A 16,747-nucleotide genomic window follows, 5' to 3' on the forward strand; every position below is an offset into this window, starting at 1 on the left:
CGCCGCCACCGGGCGCCAAAATTCTTAAAAGAATTTTGCCCGGAATTTTCGAAAATTCCGGCGGCTCAGCCGCTGGTCTTGATGGCGCTGGCGATCACGTCGCCATCATGGATCAGGAATTCGGTCCAGCGGCTGGAATTGCCGAAACTGTCGTAGGCGCTGACGAAAAAGGTGGTCCTGTCCATCCGGCCGATCCGGGATCCGCAGGGTTTGCCCTGCCCCGCGCCGCAGACGTCGCGCTTAACTTCTTCATAAGCCCGGTCGGTCGCGCCCACCGGCAGGTTCTCGCCCCCCGGCCCGTAGTGCAGTTGCTCGTACAGCGATGGCGCGCCCAGCAGCACGTTGGCCGCGGTGAACTGCCGCGGGCAGCCGTCGGAAAACCCGGTGACATAGAACGTCCGGGCCACGGCCGAACCGGGCGCGGAATCGTGCAGCGCGTAGCCGCGCGCGGGGGCGTTCTCGATCCTTGGGCCCAGCGGATTCCCCTTGGCATCGCAGACGCGGGCGATCACGCCATAGGGCAGCACCGTGCCATAGGCGACCTCGCGCGTGTCGGTCCCGCCCCGGGGCGCATCGCCGCCCCCGAAAAGACCGAACAGGCCACCGCCGCCGTTGCGTTCGGGTTCGGGTTCGGTTTCGGGGGCCAGTGCGGCCTGCGCGGTGTCCTCCTCCGACGGCGCATCGGACGCACCGCGCCGGAACAGGCCGAGGAACCCGCCGCGCCTTTCGGGTGTGCCCCTGTCCTCGGCGGTCTCATCGGCGGGGACAACCGCCCCCTCGCCGCCCGCGGCGGCGCCGGTCCCGAAGAATCCTTCGCGCGCGATTTCGGCATCGGTCGGCAGGGCCCGCGCCGCGGGATCCTCGTTCGCCAGGTCGACGTCCGAAATCCGGTCGAGCCCGTCCAGCGGGTCGGCGCAGGCTGCCAGCGTCAGGATCGCGCCGATCAGGAATGTGAAACGCAACATGAAGTGTCCCCCCGACTGTCGCCGCTTTCTACCGCAGCGCGATGGGGAGGTCCACCTGAGCGGCGGGTCCGCGCCGCAGGCGGCATGTTCCGGCTCAGATCTCCTGCACTTCCAGCACCCCGCCCAGCGACCGGATCGCCCCCTTGATCTGCGGTGTGACCGGGTATTCGAAGCCGAGATCGACCTCCACCTCGCCGGGCAGGCCGGGGTCCATCAGGCACAGCTGGATCGGCCCCTTGCCCCCCGCCCGCGCGGCGGAACGCGCCCCTTCGAGCACCTGCGCCACGGCGGGGATCGCGTCCGCCGCGTCGACGAAGACGCGCAGCCCGATGCTGCCCGCGTCGGCCACCGCCATGTCGACAGGCGCGACAGACCGCCCGAGCAGCTTCAGCTGGTCGCTTTCCATCGTCGCCTCGACCGTGACCACCACCTTCGATCCGGTCTCGAGGTGGTCCCGCGCCAGTTCGAGCGTGTCCGAGAAGAGCGTCACCTCGTATCCGCCCGTCGGGTCCGAAAGCTGGGCAAAGGCGAACCGGTTGCCGCGCGCGGACTTGCGCTCCTGCCGGCCGGCCACGACGCCCGCCAGCCGCGCGTTCATCGCGCCGCGCTCCGTCACCTTGGCGGTCAGTTCGTCCAGCGTGAGGAACGGCACGCCCCGGTCGTTGCCCCATTTCCGCTTGAGCGGCGTCATGTAGTCGTCCAGCGGATGGCCCGAGAGGTAGAAGCCGACGGCCTTGAATTCCTCGGTCAGCCGTTCCGCGGGCAGCCAGTCGTCGCAGGGCAGCATCCTCGGCTCGGGCAGGTCGTCGCCCGCCTCGCCGAACAGCGACACCTGGTTCGACGCCTTCTGCTCGTGAACCGCTGCCGAATAGGCTACCAGCGCATCCAGCGCCTGGAACACCCGGCGGCGGTTCGGATCCAGTTCGTCGAAGGCGCCCGACCGCGCCAGCATCTCCAGCGGGCGCTTGCCCACGCGTTTCAGGTCCACCCGCCGCGCGAGATCGAAGAGCGTCGCGAAGGGCCGGTCGCGGCCGTCCACCTTCCGGCCTTCGGTGATGAGCTTCATCGCCTCCAGCCCGACGTTCTTGAGCGCCCCCAGCGCATAGACAAGGGCACCGTCGACCACCTTGAACGTGGCATCCGACCGGTTCACGCAGGGCGGCACCCAGGGCAGTTCCAGCCGCTTGCGCACTTCCTCGAAATACACGGCGAGCTTGTCGGTCAGGTGGATGTCGCAGTTCATGACGCCAGCCATGAATTCGACCGGGTGGTTCGCCTTGAGCCATGCCGTCTGGTAGCTGACCACGGCATAGGCGGCGGCGTGGGACTTGTTGAAACCGTAGTTGGCGAATTTCTCCAGCAAGTCGAAGACTTCCGTGGCCTTCTTCTTGTCCACGCCGTTTTCCATCGCGCCCTTCTCGAACTTGGGGCGTTCCTTGGCCATCTCCTCTGCGATCTTCTTGCCCATGGCACGGCGCAGCAGGTCGGCCCCGCCGAGGCTGTAGCCCGCCATGACCTGGGCGATCTGCATCACCTGTTCCTGGTAGACGATGATGCCCTGGGTCTCTTCGAGAATGTCGTCGATCAGCGGGTGGATCGATTCCAGCTCGCGCTTGCCGTTCTTGACGTCGCAATAGGTCGGGATGTTCTCCATCGGGCCGGGGCGGTACAGGGCGACCAGCGCGACGATATCCTCGATGCACGTGGGTTTCATGCGCTTGAGCGCGTCCATCATCCCGCTCGATTCCACCTGGAAGACCGCCACCGTCCTGGCCGAGGCGTAAAGCCTGTAGGAAGCCTCGTCATCTAGCGGGATCGTCGAGATGTCGTCGAGCAACCCCTCCGGCGGGGTGAACAGCTCCGTCCCGTCGGCGGCGATGTGCAGGTGGCGGCCGCTGGCCTTGATCTGATCCACCGCGTTCTGGATCACCGTCAGCGTCTTGAGGCCGAGGAAGTCGAACTTCACCAGCCCCGCCTGTTCGACCCACTTCATGTTGAACTGCGTCGCCGGCATGTCGGAGCGGGGATCCTGGTAGAGCGGCACCAGCGCATCCAGCGGGCGATCCCCGATCACCACCCCCGCCGCGTGGGTTGAGGCATTCCTGAGCAGCCCCTCGACCTGCTGGCCGTAGTCGAGCAGCCGCGCCACCACCTCCTCGTTCTTGGCTTCCTCGCGCAGGCGCGGCTCATCGGCCAGCGCCTTCTCGATGGAGACGGGCTTGACCCCCTCGACCGGGATCATCTTGGACAGCCGGTCGACCTGGCCGTAGGGCATCTGCAGGACGCGCCCGATGTCGCGCACGGCGGCCTTGGACAGCAGCGCGCCGAAGGTGATGATCTGCCCGACCTTGTCGCGCCCGTACTTGCGCTGCACGTACTGGATCACCTCCTCGCGGCGGTCCATGCAGAAGTCGATGTCGAAGTCGGGCATGGAGACCCGTTCGGGATTGAGGAACCGCTCGAACAGCAGCGAATAGCGCAGCGGATCGAGGTCGGTGATCAGAAGGGCATAGGCCACCAGCGACCCCGCGCCCGATCCGCGTCCGGGACCGACCGGGATGTCATGCGCCTTGGCCCACTTGATGAAATCGGCCACGATCAGGAAGTAGCCGGGGAACCCCATGCCCTCGATGATGCCCAGCTCGAACTCGAGCCGCTTCTCGTAGTCCTCCACGGGGGCCGCATGCGGGATGATCGCGAGCCGGGCGCGCAGCCCCTCCTGTGCCTGGCGGCGCAGTTCGGCGACCTCGTCGTCCGCGAATTTCGGCAGGATCGGCGCCCGACGGTAGGCCATGAAGGCACAGCGGCGCGCGATTTCCACCGTGTTTTCCAGCGCCTCCGGCAGGTCGGCGAAAAGCGCGACCATCTCCGCCTCGGTCTTGAAATAGTGTTGCGCGGTCAGACGCCGGCGCGGCTGCTGCTGGTCGACGTAGGCACCTTCGGCGATGCAAATCAACGCGTCATGGGCCTCGTACATGTCGGCCTTGGGAAAGTAGACATCGTTCGTGGCGACCAGCGGCAGGTCCATGGCATAGGCCATTTCCACGAGGCCCCGCTCGGTCAGCCGCTCCGCCTCGGGCTGACCGTCCTCGCCGGGGTGTCTTTGCAACTCGACGTAGAGCCTGTCCCCGAAGGCCGCCGCGAGCCGTGCCATCAGGGCCTCCGCCGCCGGCCGCTGGCCATTGCGCAGCAGCATCCCCACGGGTCCGTCCGGCCCGCCGGTCAGGCAGATGACATCGCCGCTCAGCGCCTCCAGCTCCTCCAGCGTGACTTCGGGCCGCGCCCCGCCCTTGTCGATGTAAAGGCAGGAATTGAGCTTCATCAGGTTCTCGTATCCCGTTTCGGTCTGCGCGAGCAGCACGACGGGCGCGGGGTCGCGCGGCTTCTCGCCGGGCTGGACCTGAATGTAGGCCAAATCGACCTGGCAGCCGAGGATGGGCTGGATACCGGCCCCCGCCATCCCGACAGAGAACTCCAGCGCCGCGAACATGTTGTTGGTATCGGTCAGCGCCAGCGCCGGCATGCCCGCGTCGCGGCACATCTGCGGCAGCTTCTTCAGCCGCAACGCCCCTTCCAGCAGGGAGTATTCGGAATGGGTGCGCAGGTGAATGAATCGGGGGGCGTTTGTCATGGCCAGACCGTACCGGCACCGGGGCAGAGGGGCAATCGGCGGGGGGCCGCCGGGCCCCGCAAAAATACTTAGCATGTTTGCTAAGTATTTGTTGACGGCGCCCGTGGACCGCGCATAGTGGCGCCCATGAGCCAGCGCCGCCTCGACCTCGTCTTCGCCACCCTGGCGGACTCCACGCGCCGGGCCGTGGTGGAACGCCTCGCCAGCGGTCCCGCCTCGGTCTCGGAACTGGCCGGGCCGCATGACATGGCCCTGCCGACCTTCATGCGCCACCTCAAGGTGCTGGAGGACGCGGGGCTGGTGCGGTCGGTCAAGAAAGGCCGGGTGCGGACCTGCCATATCGAGGCCGCGCCGCTGATGGAGGTCCAGGGCTGGCTCGCCTGGCAGCGCCAGGTCTGGGAACAACGGCTCGACAGGCTCGACGCGCTGGCCCTGTCACTTGAAAAGGACATCGAATGACCGATCACGACCGGGAACGCGACCTTGAACTGACCCGCATCATCGCGGCCTCTCCCCGCGCGCTGTGGCGCTGCTGGACGGAGCCGGACCTGCTTCGCCAGTGGTTCTGCCCGGCGCCCTACAAGGTCACCCGGGCCGAGATCGACCCACGGCCGGGCGGCATCTTCCTGACGGCGATGCAGGCGCCCGACGGCACCGACTTCGACGCCGAGGCCGGGTGCGTGCTCGAAGCCGAGCCCGACCGGCGGTTCACCTTCACCGACGCCCTCGGGCCGAGTTTTCGCCCGACCGGCGGCGGCTTCATGACCGGCGTCATCACGATGGAAGCGGTCGAAGGCGGCACCCGCTACACCGCCCGCGTCAGGCACGCGACCGAGGCGGACCGGCAAAAGCACATCGACATGGGTTTCCACGAGGGCTGGGGCACGGCGGCGGATCAGCTGGCGGCACTGGCGGCGACCCTGGGCGACTGAGCGATCCGGCGGTGCCGCCCCGGCGGGCACCCTCTTTGGCCGGGCGTGTTTTGCCGCGGGATCCGCGCGCTTTTGCTTGCCAGGCCGACGGGAAATTCCCTAGTCTGTCAAACGTCAACGGGCCGCCCCCCTTCTACGTCGCATCGAAGGGGGCAGACACAGCCCCAATCCGGGTAACGCGACAGGTTCCACAATGGACATCACGTTTCTTCTCAACGGAGAACCCGTGTCGCTGACCGACGTGTCCCCCACCACCACGCTTCTGGACTGGCTGCGCGAGGTGCGCGGCCTGACCGGCACCAAGGAAGGGTGCAACGAAGGCGACTGCGGGGCCTGCACGGTCATGATCTCCGACGCCGGCGGCGCGCGCGCGCTCAATGGCTGCATCCTGTTCCTGCCGCAGGTGCAGGGCAAGCATGTCACCACGGTCGAAGGGCTGGCAGCCCCGGACGGCAGCCTGCACCCGGTCCAGCAGGCCCTGGTGGATCATCACGGCAGCCAGTGCGGTTTCTGCACGCCGGGCTTCGCGGTCTCCATGGCCTGCGCGCATCTCAACGGGCGCACCGATCACGACACGCAGCTGGCGGGGAACCTCTGTCGCTGCACGGGCTATGCCCCGATCATCCGCGCCGCCCTGGACGCGGCATCGGCCCCGGTGCCCGGGCATCTGGAAAACCTGTCCCTTCATTGTTCCGAAAATACCACCGGGGGGTCCGGGGGGCTGGCCCCCCGGGTCGTGCAACCCGCGCATTCCGACGATCTGGCGCGCTGGTACGCCGACCACCCGGATGCCACCCTGATCGCCGGCGCCACCGACGTGGGGCTCTGGGTCACGAAGCAGTTCAGGGATCTTGGCGATGTCGCCTTTCTGGGCCGCTGCGCCGATCTGCGCGGCATCACCGACGCGGGCGATCACTGGCGCATCGGGGCGATGACCAGCCTCACCGCGCTCGAGGCGCATTTCGCCCCCCACCATCCGAGCCTCGCCGCCATGCTGCGGCGCTACGGCTCGGTCCAGGTCCGCAACGCGGCCACCATCGGCGGGAACATCGCCAACGGCTCTCCCATCGGCGACGGCCCGCCCGCGCTGATCGCCCTGGGTGCCACGCTGCACCTGCGCCGCGGCGACGACCGTCGCAGCCTGCCGCTGGAGGCGTTCTTTCTCGACTACGGCAAGCAGGACCGCGCGCCCGGCGAATTCGTCGAGGCCGTCACGGTCCCGAAACAGCCCGACACCCTGCGCTGCTACAAGCTGTCGAAGCGGTTCGACCAGGATATTTCCGCCGTCTGCGGCTGCATCAACATCGTGCGCACCGACGGCGGGATCGGCAGCGCGCGGATCGCCTTCGGCGGCATGGCCGGTGTCCCGAAACGCGCGGCGGCGGCCGAAGCGGCCTTGACCGGCGCCCCCTTCACCGCCGACAGCTTCCGCGCGGCGATGGCGGCGCTGAAGGAGGACTTCCAACCCATGTCCGACATGCGCGCCTCGGCCGGCTACCGGATGGAGACGGCACAGAACATGCTGCTGCGGTGCTTTCACGACCTTTCCGGGACGATGACGGATGTCAGGGGGGTGAGCGCATGAGCGTATCGCGCCCCCTGCCCCATGACGCGGCCCGCCTGCACGTGACCGGGGCGGCCCGCTATGTCGACGACATCCCGGTCCCGCAGGGCACGCTGCACCTTGCCTTCGGCCTGAGCACGGTTGCGCGGGGCCGCATCACGGCAATGGACCTCGATCCGGTAAGGCAGGCACCCGGCGTCGTGGCGGTGCTCACGTCGGAAGACCTGCCGTTCGAGGCCGACTGCTCGCCGTCGAACCATGACGAACCCCTGCTGGCACAGGGGGCGGTGCACTACCTTGGGCAGCCCGTGTTCCTCGTGATCGCGACGTCGCACCTCGCGGCGCGGCGCGCGGCGCGGCTTGGCCAAGTGGAGATCGAGGCGGAGCCCCCGGTGCTGACGATCGAGGACGCGCTTGCCGCCGGTGCTCGGTTCGAGGACGGGCCGCGCGTCTATGCCAAGGGCGACCCGTCGGCGGGCCTCGCGCGTGCGCCGCACCGTCTGTCGGGTTGCATCCACATCGGCGGACAGGAACATTTCTACCTCGAAGGCCAGGCCGCGCTGGCCCTGCCGCAGGACGACGGCGCCATGGCCGTGCATTCCTCGACCCAGCACCCGACCGAGATCCAGCACAAGGTCGCCCATGCCATCGGGCGGCCGATGCATGCCGTGCGGGTGGAAACCCGGCGCATGGGCGGCGGTTTCGGCGGCAAGGAAAGCCAGGGCAACGCGCTGGCCATCGCCTGCGCCGTCGCGGCCCGGCACACAGGCCGGCCCTGCAAGATGCGCTACGACCGGGACGACGACATGATCGTGACCGGCAAGCGGCACGATTTCCGCATCGATTACGACGTGGGCTTCGACGACGCGGGACGCATCGCGGCGCTGACCTTCACCCAATATGCCCGATGCGGCTGGTCCATGGACCTCAGCCTGCCGGTGGCGGACAGGGCCATGCTGCACGCCGACAACGCCTATCATCTGGAACATGTGTCGATCACCTCGCACCGTCTGCGGACCAGCACCCAGTCGGCCACCGCCTTTCGCGGCTTCGGCGGGCCACAGGGAATGATGGGCATCGAAAAGGTGATGGACCACATCGCCCATGCGCGGGGCCTCGATCCGCTGGCGGTGCGGCGGGCGAACTACTATGCCGACCACCGCAGCGCCCCCGCCGAAACCGGCAACGACAGCGCCCCCGTCACCGCCACCCCGGCAGAGGACAACGCCTCGCGCGGGGGGCCCGTCGCCCCGGCCAAGGCCCCGCCGGCGCCCCCCGACGGCGTCCAGACCACGCCCTACCACCAGGCGGTGACGGATTGCGTCATCAACGCACTGACCGACCGGCTGGCGGCAGGCTGCGATTACACGGCGCGGCGGGCAGCGATCGCGGACTGGAACGCGGGCCAGCCAGTGCTGAAACGCGGGATCGCCCTGACCCCGGTAAAGTTCGGCATTTCGTTCACGCTCACGCACCTCAACCAGGCGGGCGCGCTGGTGCATATCTACCAGGACGGGTCGATCCACCTGAACCACGGCGGGACCGAGATGGGACAGGGCCTGTTCCAGAAGGTCGCGCAGGTGGCCGCCAGCCGCTTCGGCGTCCCGCTGGAGGCGGTCAAGATCACCGCGACGGACACCGGCAAGGTGCCCAACACCTCGGCCACCGCGGCCTCCTCCGGGTCGGACCTGAACGGCATGGCGGTGCAGAACGCCTGCGACGAGCTTCGCGAACGCATCCGGGCGCATCTGGCGGAACGCTTCCAGACCACGGACATCACCTTTGCCGGGGGCAAGGTGCGCGCGGGCGGCGAGGAGATCACCTTCGCCGAGGCCGCGGCCTCGGCCTATCAGGCGCGGATCAGCCTGTCGGCGACCGGGTTCTACAAGACCCCGGACATCGAGTGGGACCGGATCCGGGGTCAGGGGCGGCCCTTCTTCTATTTCGCCTACGGCGCGGCCTGTACCGAAGTCGTGATCGACACGCTGACCGGCGAAAACCGCATCCTGCGCACCGATATCCTGCATGACGCGGGGGCGTCGCTGAACCCGGCGATCGACATCGGCCAGATCGAGGGCGGTTACGTCCAGGGCGCGGGCTGGCTGACGACCGAGGAACTGGTCTGGGACGACAAGGGCGCGCTGAAGACCCACGCGCCCTCGACCTACAAGATCCCCGCCTGTTCCGACCGTCCCCCGGTGTTCAACGTGGCACTTTGGGACCAGCCGAACCCGGCGCAGACGATCTACCGGTCCAAGGCGGTGGGCGAGCCGCCCCTGATGCTGGGCATCTCCGCCTTCATGGCGCTGTCCGACGCCGTGGCCGCCTGCGGCCCGGCCTATGGCGATCTGCAGGCCCCCGCCACCGCCGAAGCGGTGCTGGCGGCGGTCAGGAGGGCGCGGGCATGAGCGGCGCGCTTTGGGTGGAGATCCTTTCGGTGCGCGGATCGGCCCCGCGCGAGGCCGGCACCGCGATGAAGGTGACCGCGGACACGACAGAGGGCACCATCGGCGGCGGCGCGCTGGAGCTGCGCGCGATCCGGACCGCCCGGCGGATGCTGGCCACGGGTGCCGCGGACCGCGACGAAACGCTTCCGCTGGGGCCCGGCCTCGGCCAGTGCTGCGGCGGATCGGTGACCCTGCGTTTCGGCCGGGCGCCGCGCCCGGTAGACAAGCCGGACACCGCGCCCCCCGCCCCGATGAACCTTGGCCGGCGCCAACCGCTCTGGCTGTGGGGGGCGGGTCACGTGGGCCGCGCGGTCGTACGGGCGTGCCCGCCCGGCGCCTTCGACATCACCTGGATCGACAGCGGCCAGGACCGGTTTCCGGCAGAGGTGCCTGTGGGCGTCTCGGTGCTGCCCGCCGCGGACATGGTCCGCGTCGTCACCGCCGCGCCCCGCGAGGCGCACCACCTGATCTTTACCTATTCCCATGACATCGACCTCGCGCTGTGTGCGGCGCTGCTGAAACACGGCTTCGCCTCCTGCGGGCTGATCGGATCGGAGACGAAGTGGCGCCGGTTCCGCACCCGGCTCGAGGCGCTGGCGCTTGATCCGGCGGCAATCACCTGTCCCATCGGGGACAAATCGCTTGGCCGGACCCCCGATGCTATTGCAAAAGGCTGTGTAAACGGGCTTGTTTCCCGGACGTTTCAAGGGGAGACCGCATGACCGACACCGCGCTGCTGGAGCTGACCGGCCTGACAAAGGCCTATCCGGGCGTGGTCGCCAACGATGACGTGTCGCTGCGCATCGCGGCCGGAGAGGTCCAGGCGTTGCTGGGCGAGAACGGCGCGGGCAAGTCGACGCTGGTCAAGATGATCTATGGCCTGGTCAAGCCCGACGCCGGCCAGATGCAGATGCACGGCGCGCCCTTTGCCCCCAACGATCCGCACGCGGCGCGGGCGGCGGGTGTGGGGATGGTGTTCCAGCACTTTTCACTTTTCGATGCGCTGACGGTGGCGGAAAACATCGCCTTGGGGATGGAGGACGCGCCACGGCTGCGGACGCTCAGCCAGCGCATTCGCGAGGTGTCCGACACCTACGGCCTGCCGCTGTCGCCCGACCGGATGGTCGGCGACCTGTCCGCGGGCGAACGCCAGCGGGTGGAGATCATCCGCTGCCTGTTGCAGGAGCCGCGGCTGCTCATCATGGACGAGCCGACCAGCGTGCTGACCCCGCAGGAGGTCGAAATCCTGTTCAAGACGCTGCGCAAGCTCAGCGCGGAAGGCACCGCGATCCTCTACATCTCGCACAAGCTGGAAGAGATCCGCGCGCTGTGCGACAGCGCCACGATCCTGCGGCTGGGCAAGGTGGTGGGCCACTGCAACCCCTCCGAGACATCGGCCCGCGACATGGCCGAGATGATGGTGGGAACGGTCCTGAAGACACCCACGCGGGCCGGAAAGACGCCGGGCGACGTGGTGCTGACCCTCGACGGGTTGTCGGCGAAGTCGCCCAGCGCCTTCGGCATGCCCCTGCGCGGGATCAGCCTGCAGGTGCGCGCGGGCGAAGTGCTGGGCATCGGCGGCGTCGCGGGCAACGGACAGGACGAACTGCTGGCGGCGCTATCGGGCGAAACCCTGAGCGCGCCGGGCAAGATCGCCTTCCGGGACCGCGACATCGGCGTCCTCGGGCCGACCCAGCGTCGCGCCCTGGGGATCCTGACCGCGCCGGAGGAACGGCTGGGCCACGCCGCCGTGCCGGACATGTCGCTGACCGAGAATGCCATGCTGACCGGCGCGGCGCGCGAGAACCTCGACCGCAACGGGCTTCTGGACTGGCGCGCCGCGCGCGGCTTTGCGGAGCGGATCATCAGCGCCTTCGACGTGCGGACGCCGGGGCCGGACAACGCGGCCCGGTCGCTGTCGGGCGGCAACCTGCAGAAATTCGTGATCGGGCGCGAAGTTCTCCAACGCCCCGAGGTCCTGATCGTGAACCAGCCGACATGGGGTGTCGATGCCTCCGCCGCCGCCGCGATCCGGCAGGCGCTGCTGGATCTTGCCGAGAACGGAACGGCGGTGATCGTGATCTCGCAGGATCTGGACGAGCTGATGGAGATCTCGGATCGTTTCGCGGCGCTGAACGAAGGGCGCCTGTCCGATCCGCGTCCGGCGGAAGGCCTGACGGTGCACGAGATCGGGCTGATGATGGGTGGTGCCCACGGAATGGAGGTGGCGCATGTCTGAGGCGTTGCTTTCGTGTATTTTTGGAACAATGAAGCCGGGGGACGGCGCATGATCCGCCTGGAAAAGCGGCCCCAGCCCAGCCGGGGCATTTCACTGGCCACTCCCGTTCTGGCGGTGCTGGCGACCATGTTCTTCGGCGGCCTGCTGTTCATGGCGCTGGGCAAGGATCCGATCGCGTCGATCCGGACCATTTTCTGGGAGCCGCTTTTCGGGGATTTCGCGTTTTACTACCGCCCGCAGCTGCTGATCAAGGGCGCGCCGCTGGTGCTGATCGCCATCGGGCTGAGCCTGGGGTTCAAGGCCGGCATCTGGAACATCGGCGCCGAGGGGCAGTACATCATGGGCGCGCTGTTCGGCGCGGGGGTCGGCCTGGCTTTCTACCCGCTTGAAAGCTTCATCGTGTTTCCGCTCATGGTGCTGGCGGGTGCCTTCGGCGGGTGGATCTGGGCCATGATCCCCGCCCTGCTGAAGGTCAGGTTCGGGACGAACGAGATCCTCGTGTCGCTCATGCTGGTCTACGTGGCCGAGCAGCTGCTTGCCTCGATGTCGCTGGGGCTGATGAAGAACCCGGAGGGGTTCGGCTTTCCGGGGTCGCGCAACCTGCAGCAGTACGAAAGCGCCTTCAACGCCGACCTGATCGAGGGCAGCGGCATGCACTGGGGCGTGGTCGCGGCGCTGATCGCCGTGATCTTCGCCTACGTGCTGATGAGCCGGCACCGGCTGGGCTTTGCCATCCGCGTGACCGGCGAGGCGCCGAGGGCCGCGCGGTTCTCGGGCGTGAACCCGGCGCGGCTGGTGCTGTTCTGCCTTGGCACGTCGGGGCTGCTGGCGGGGCTCGCGGGGATGTTCGAGGTGGCGGGGCCGGCGGGGCAGGTCACGATCGATTTCAACGTGGGCTATGGCTTTACCGCGATCATCGTCGCCTTCCTGGGCCGGTTGCACCCCGTCGGCATCCTGCTGGCGGGCGGGCTGATGGCGCTGACCTATATCGGCGGTGACATCGCCCAGTCGCAGCTGGGCCTGCCCGCGGCGGCCATCCAGGTATTCCAGGGCATGCTGCTGTTCTTCCTGCTCGCCCTCGACATGTTCACGAACTACCGGCTGCGGTTCGGCAAGACAGAGGTGGCCTAATGGACCTATCCGCGATCAACCCGATGCTTTTCGTCGCGGGGTTCCTCGTCGCCGCGACGCCGCTGATCTTCGCCGCCATCGGCGAACTGGTGGCGGAAAAATCCGGCACCCTCAACCTCGGCGTCGAAGGCATGATGATCACCGGCGCGATCTGCGGTTTCGCCGTGGCGGTCGAGAGCGGCTCGCCACTTCTCGGGTTTGCCGCCGCCGCGCTGGGTGGCGCCGCGCTGTCGCTGCTGTTCGCCTTTCTCACGCAGGTGACGCTGGCGAACCAGGTCGCGTCCGGCCTTGCGCTCACGCTGTTCGGCCTCGGCCTGTCATCCCTGCTGGGACAGTCCTACGTGGGCATCAAGCCGCCGCGCCTGCCCGACATCGACTTCGGCCCGCTCAGGGAGATCCCGGTGATCGGACCGATCCTCTTTACCCACGACATCATCCTGTACCTCGGGTTGGTGCTGGTGGCCGCCGTCTGGGCGATGCTGAAATTCACCCGCGCCGGGCTGGTGCTGCGCGCGGTGGGCGAAAGCCACGATGCCGCCCATGCGCTCGGCTACCCGGTCAAGCGGATCCGCACGATGGCCATCCTGTTCGGCGGTGCCTGCGCGGGCGTCGGCGGGGCCTACATCAGCCTGATCCGCGTGCCCCAATGGACCGAAGGCATGACCGCCGGCATCGGCTGGATCGCCCTTGCGCTGGTGGTCTTTGCCAGCTGGAAGCCGTGGCGGCTTCTGCTCGGTGCCTATCTTTTCGGCGGCATCACCCAGTTGCAGCTCAATCTGCAGGGCGCAGGCGTTGCCATTCCGGTGGAGTATTTGGCAATGTCGCCATACGTTATCACGATCGTGGTTCTGGTGATTCTGAGCCGCGACAAATCTGCCGCGCCCGCCTCGCTCGGGCGTATCTTCCACGCCTCTTCCTAGGGGCCAACAAACGTCAAGAATGGGGATGACCATGAATCGCAGAACTCTTCTCGCAGGTGCCGCAGTGGCACTCGCCCTGGCCACGGGGGCTTACGCGCAGGACAAGACCAAGGTAGGCTTCGTCTACGTCGGGCCCATCGGCGACGGCGGATGGACCTACGAGCACGACCAGGCGCGCCTCGCCGTCGAGGAAGAGTTCGGCGACGCGGTTGAAACCGTCTACGTCGAAAGCGTGGCCGAAGGCCCCGACAGCGAACGCGTCATGACCCAGATGGCGCTGGACGGCGCGGACCTGATCTTCACCACGTCCTTCGGCTACATGGACCCCACCATCAACGTCGCCAAGAAATTCCCGGACGTGAAGTTCGAGCACGCCACCGGCTACAAGCGCGCCGACAACGTGTCGACCTATTCGGCCCGCTTCTATGAAGGCCGGGCGATCCAGGGCCATATCGCGGGCAAGATGACCGAGAGCAACATCATCGGCTACATCGGCTCCTACCCCATTCCGGAAGTGATCCGCGGCATCAACTCGGCCTTCATCCACGCCAAGAAGGCCAACCCGGACGTGCAGTTCAAGATCGTCTGGGCCTACACGTGGTTCGACCCCGCCAAGGAGGCCGACGCCGCGCGCACGCTGATCGACCAGGGCGCCGACGTGATTCTGCAGCACACCGATTCCACCGCGCCGCAGGCCGCGGCGCAGGAAGCGGGCAACGTCATCACCTTCGGGCAGGCCTCGGACATGGCGCAGTACGCACCGAAGCCGCGTGTCTCCTCGATCATCGACAACTGGGCGCCTTACTACATCGACCGCGTGAAGGCGGTGATGGACGGCACGTGGGAATCCACCGACACATGGGACGGCATCGGGCCGGGCATGGTCGGGATCGGCGAGATCACGGATGCCGTGCCCGCCGAGGTGAAGGAAGAGGCGCTCGCGCTGAAGGAGCAGATCGCGTCTGGCGACTATCACCCCTTTACCGGGCCGATCAACAAGCAGGATGGCAGCGCGTGGCTGGCCGACGGCGAGACCGCCGATGACGGTACGCTGGCGGGCATGAATTTCTATGTCGAAGGCATCGAGGGCGACATCCCGCAATAAGCGGCGTCTGTCCGCGCGCAAGACCGATGGGCGGCCCGTGGGCCGCCCGTTTCTTTGGCGGGGCTGAATTGTGAATGGCGGCTCTACGCCAGCGCCATGACCGGACCGTCGAGAAGATCCATCAGCGTGCCGAAGTAGCCCTCCGACCGGGCGGGCAGGCCCGGATCGGAGGTGATGGCGACGGCAAGACCCCGGTCGGCATGGGCCGCGATGATCTGGCCACCGTAGCCGCGCCCCAGCATGTAGCCCGAGCGTGTCAGGAACCAGCCGTAGCCATAGCCCATCCCGGACCAGGGCGACCGCCCGCGGGGACGGGCCGAGGCTTCGATCCAGTCCTGCGGCACCACCTGCGTGCCCTCGTAGCTGCCGCCGTTGCGGACCATCGTGGCAAGGGCCAGCATCGCCGTCGGGCGCAGCGCCATCTCGTTGCCGCCCAGATAGTACCCCTGCGGGTCGCGGGTCCATGGCGGTATCTCGATCCCCATCGGGCCACCCAGCCGGTCGCGGGCCAGCGCCAGCAGGCTTTGCCCCGTCGCCTCGGCCAGTGCCGCGCCGAGGATGTGCGTCGAACCGGTGGAATACAGCATCCGCTGCCCCGGCTCGGCCACCATCGGGCGGCTCAATGCGTCGGCCAGCCAGTTGCGGCTGCCGACCCATGCGCCGTAGTTCGGCCCCGAGGTCCGTTCCAGCCCCGCGCGCAGGGTCACGAGGTCTTCCATCGTGATGTCCCCGGCGCCCGGCGTGGCATCGGCGGGCAGGATGCCGGGGGCGACTTCGGCCAGGGTCGCGCCGACCGACGCGATCTCGCCCCGCGCGATGGCGGTCCCCAAGAGCAGCGCCACGATGCTCTTGGAACAGGATTTGATGTTCGCCAGCCGGTCCAGCCCCGGCCCGCGCGGGGCCTTAGCAAAGATCACGGTGTCCCCGCGCCGCACCTGAAGCGAATGCAGTTGCGTCAGATCGGCGATGGCCGCGTCCAGATCGGCCTCCGGCCCGGACTGGGCGCGCAGGACGGCGGGCATGGCAAAGGCGGCGGCGGTCGAGGCAAGGAAGGTGCGGCGTGTGGTCATGCCCACATAGTTGGATCATTCGCCCCGGTTGCCCAGCCCCCTGCGTTCACAGTCCCGTGCGAAGCGCGGGCGCGGCCCCTTTCCATCGCAGGGCGGTCAGGTAGAGTGGCCCCGAATTCAAAGGAAGGCTGCCATGATCCATGTCCACCACCTGAACCGGTCCCGCTCGCACCGCATCCTCTGGCTGCTGGAGGAGATCGGCGAACCCTATACGATCGCGCATTACAAGCGGGACGCCAAAACCAACCTCGCCCCGCCGGAACTGCGCAGCGTGCATCCGCTGGGCAAATCGCCGATGGTGGAACTCGACGGCAAGCTGATCACCGAAAGCGCCGCGATCACCGAGGTGCTTTGCACCCGGTTCGCGCCCGAGATGATCCCGGACCGCAACGACGACGCCTACCTGCGGCACCTCGAGTTGATGCATTTCGCCGAAGGGTCGGCGATGACGCCGATCCTGCTGAACCTCTACGTCGGCCGCCTGGGCGAAGCGGGTGCGCCGCTGCATCCGCGCATCTCGGACGAGCTCACCAGCCATTTCAGCTACATGAACAGCCTCGTGCGTTCCTCGGGGCATTTCGTGCTCGACCGGTTGTCGGCGGCGGATATCATGCTGAGCTTTCCGGCGGAAATCGCGATGCGCATGGAGCGCGGCGCGGAGTTTCCGGCGCTGAGAGGCTTTGTCGAGATGATCCATGCCCGCCCCGCCTACCAGCGGGCGACGGAAAAGGGCGGAGAGTGAG

13 protein-coding genes are annotated in these 16,747 nt (G+C 67.9%); 10 read left to right on the plus strand and 3 right to left on the minus strand.

What is annotated here, in order from left to right; genetic code table 11:
- Positions 1–65: 65 nt before the first annotated feature.
- Both BOO69_RS13990 and dnaE read right to left on the minus strand, forming a co-directional pair.
- Entirely contained in the window at positions 66–965 is a 900-nt protein-coding gene (locus BOO69_RS13990) for a hypothetical protein (protein WP_071972727.1), read from the minus strand.
- Positions 966–1,059: 94 nt separating this feature from the next.
- Positions 1,060–4,596, minus strand: a complete 3,537-nt coding sequence (dnaE, locus tag BOO69_RS13995) for a DNA polymerase III subunit alpha (RefSeq protein WP_071972728.1) — start codon at positions 4,594–4,596, stop codon at positions 1,060–1,062.
- A 126-nt stretch (positions 4,597–4,722) separates the two neighbouring features.
- Between dnaE and BOO69_RS14000 the strand changes: the two genes are divergently transcribed.
- From BOO69_RS14000 to BOO69_RS14040, 9 genes are all read left to right on the plus strand, one after another.
- The gene (locus BOO69_RS14000; RefSeq protein ID WP_071972729.1) at positions 4,723–5,055 is read left to right on the plus strand and encodes an ArsR/SmtB family transcription factor; all 333 of its coding nucleotides are present in this window, start codon (positions 4,723–4,725) and stop codon (positions 5,053–5,055) included.
- Positions 5,052–5,528 (plus strand): SRPBCC family protein, encoded by a 477-nt coding sequence (locus BOO69_RS14005; protein ID WP_071972730.1) that lies wholly within the window; start codon positions 5,052–5,054, stop codon positions 5,526–5,528. The genes BOO69_RS14000 and BOO69_RS14005 overlap by 4 nt, the downstream gene beginning before the upstream one ends.
- A 193-nt stretch (positions 5,529–5,721) precedes the next feature.
- Complete coding sequence (gene xdhA / locus BOO69_RS14010; protein WP_071972731.1) at positions 5,722–7,113, plus strand: xanthine dehydrogenase small subunit; 1,392 nt, start codon at positions 5,722–5,724, stop codon at positions 7,111–7,113.
- Complete coding sequence (gene xdhB / locus BOO69_RS14015; protein WP_071972732.1) at positions 7,110–9,500, plus strand: xanthine dehydrogenase molybdopterin binding subunit; 2,391 nt, start codon at positions 7,110–7,112, stop codon at positions 9,498–9,500. Before xdhA ends, xdhB begins: the two co-directional genes overlap by 4 nt.
- Positions 9,497–10,261: a xanthine dehydrogenase accessory protein XdhC gene (gene xdhC, locus BOO69_RS14020; RefSeq protein WP_071972733.1), complete on the plus strand. Its 765-nt coding sequence runs from the start codon at positions 9,497–9,499 to the stop codon at positions 10,259–10,261. The genes xdhB and xdhC overlap by 4 nt, the downstream gene beginning before the upstream one ends.
- A complete protein-coding gene (locus BOO69_RS14025; RefSeq protein ID WP_071972734.1) occupies positions 10,258–11,778 on the plus strand; it encodes an ABC transporter ATP-binding protein in 1,521 nt (506 codons plus the stop codon). The genes xdhC and BOO69_RS14025 overlap by 4 nt, the downstream gene beginning before the upstream one ends.
- 48 nt (positions 11,779–11,826) lie before the next feature.
- Positions 11,827–12,909, plus strand: coding sequence for an ABC transporter permease (locus tag BOO69_RS14030; protein ID WP_071972735.1), 1,083 nt, complete (start codon positions 11,827–11,829; stop codon positions 12,907–12,909).
- The gene (locus BOO69_RS14035; RefSeq protein ID WP_071972736.1) at positions 12,909–13,829 is read left to right on the plus strand and encodes an ABC transporter permease; all 921 of its coding nucleotides are present in this window, start codon (positions 12,909–12,911) and stop codon (positions 13,827–13,829) included. Before BOO69_RS14030 ends, BOO69_RS14035 begins: the two co-directional genes overlap by 1 nt.
- Positions 13,830–13,860: 31 nt before the next feature.
- A complete protein-coding gene (locus tag BOO69_RS14040) occupies positions 13,861–14,934 on the plus strand; it encodes a BMP family ABC transporter substrate-binding protein (protein ID WP_071973833.1) in 1,074 nt (357 codons plus the stop codon).
- A gap of 83 nt (positions 14,935–15,017) precedes the next feature.
- On the opposite strand, the gene BOO69_RS14045 is transcribed toward BOO69_RS14040, so the two are convergent.
- The gene (locus BOO69_RS14045) at positions 15,018–16,004 is read right to left on the minus strand and encodes a serine hydrolase domain-containing protein (RefSeq protein WP_071972737.1); all 987 of its coding nucleotides are present in this window, start codon (positions 16,002–16,004) and stop codon (positions 15,018–15,020) included.
- A gap of 133 nt (positions 16,005–16,137) precedes the next feature.
- Between BOO69_RS14045 and BOO69_RS14050 the strand changes: the two genes are divergently transcribed.
- Positions 16,138–16,746, plus strand: coding sequence for a glutathione S-transferase family protein (locus BOO69_RS14050; protein WP_071972738.1), 609 nt, complete (start codon positions 16,138–16,140; stop codon positions 16,744–16,746).
- Position 16,747 lies beyond the last annotated feature (1 nt).

Origin of the sequence: Sulfitobacter alexandrii (assembly GCF_001886735.1) — a bacterium.
In the GTDB taxonomy this organism is placed as follows: domain Bacteria; phylum Pseudomonadota; class Alphaproteobacteria; order Rhodobacterales; family Rhodobacteraceae; genus Sulfitobacter; species Sulfitobacter alexandrii.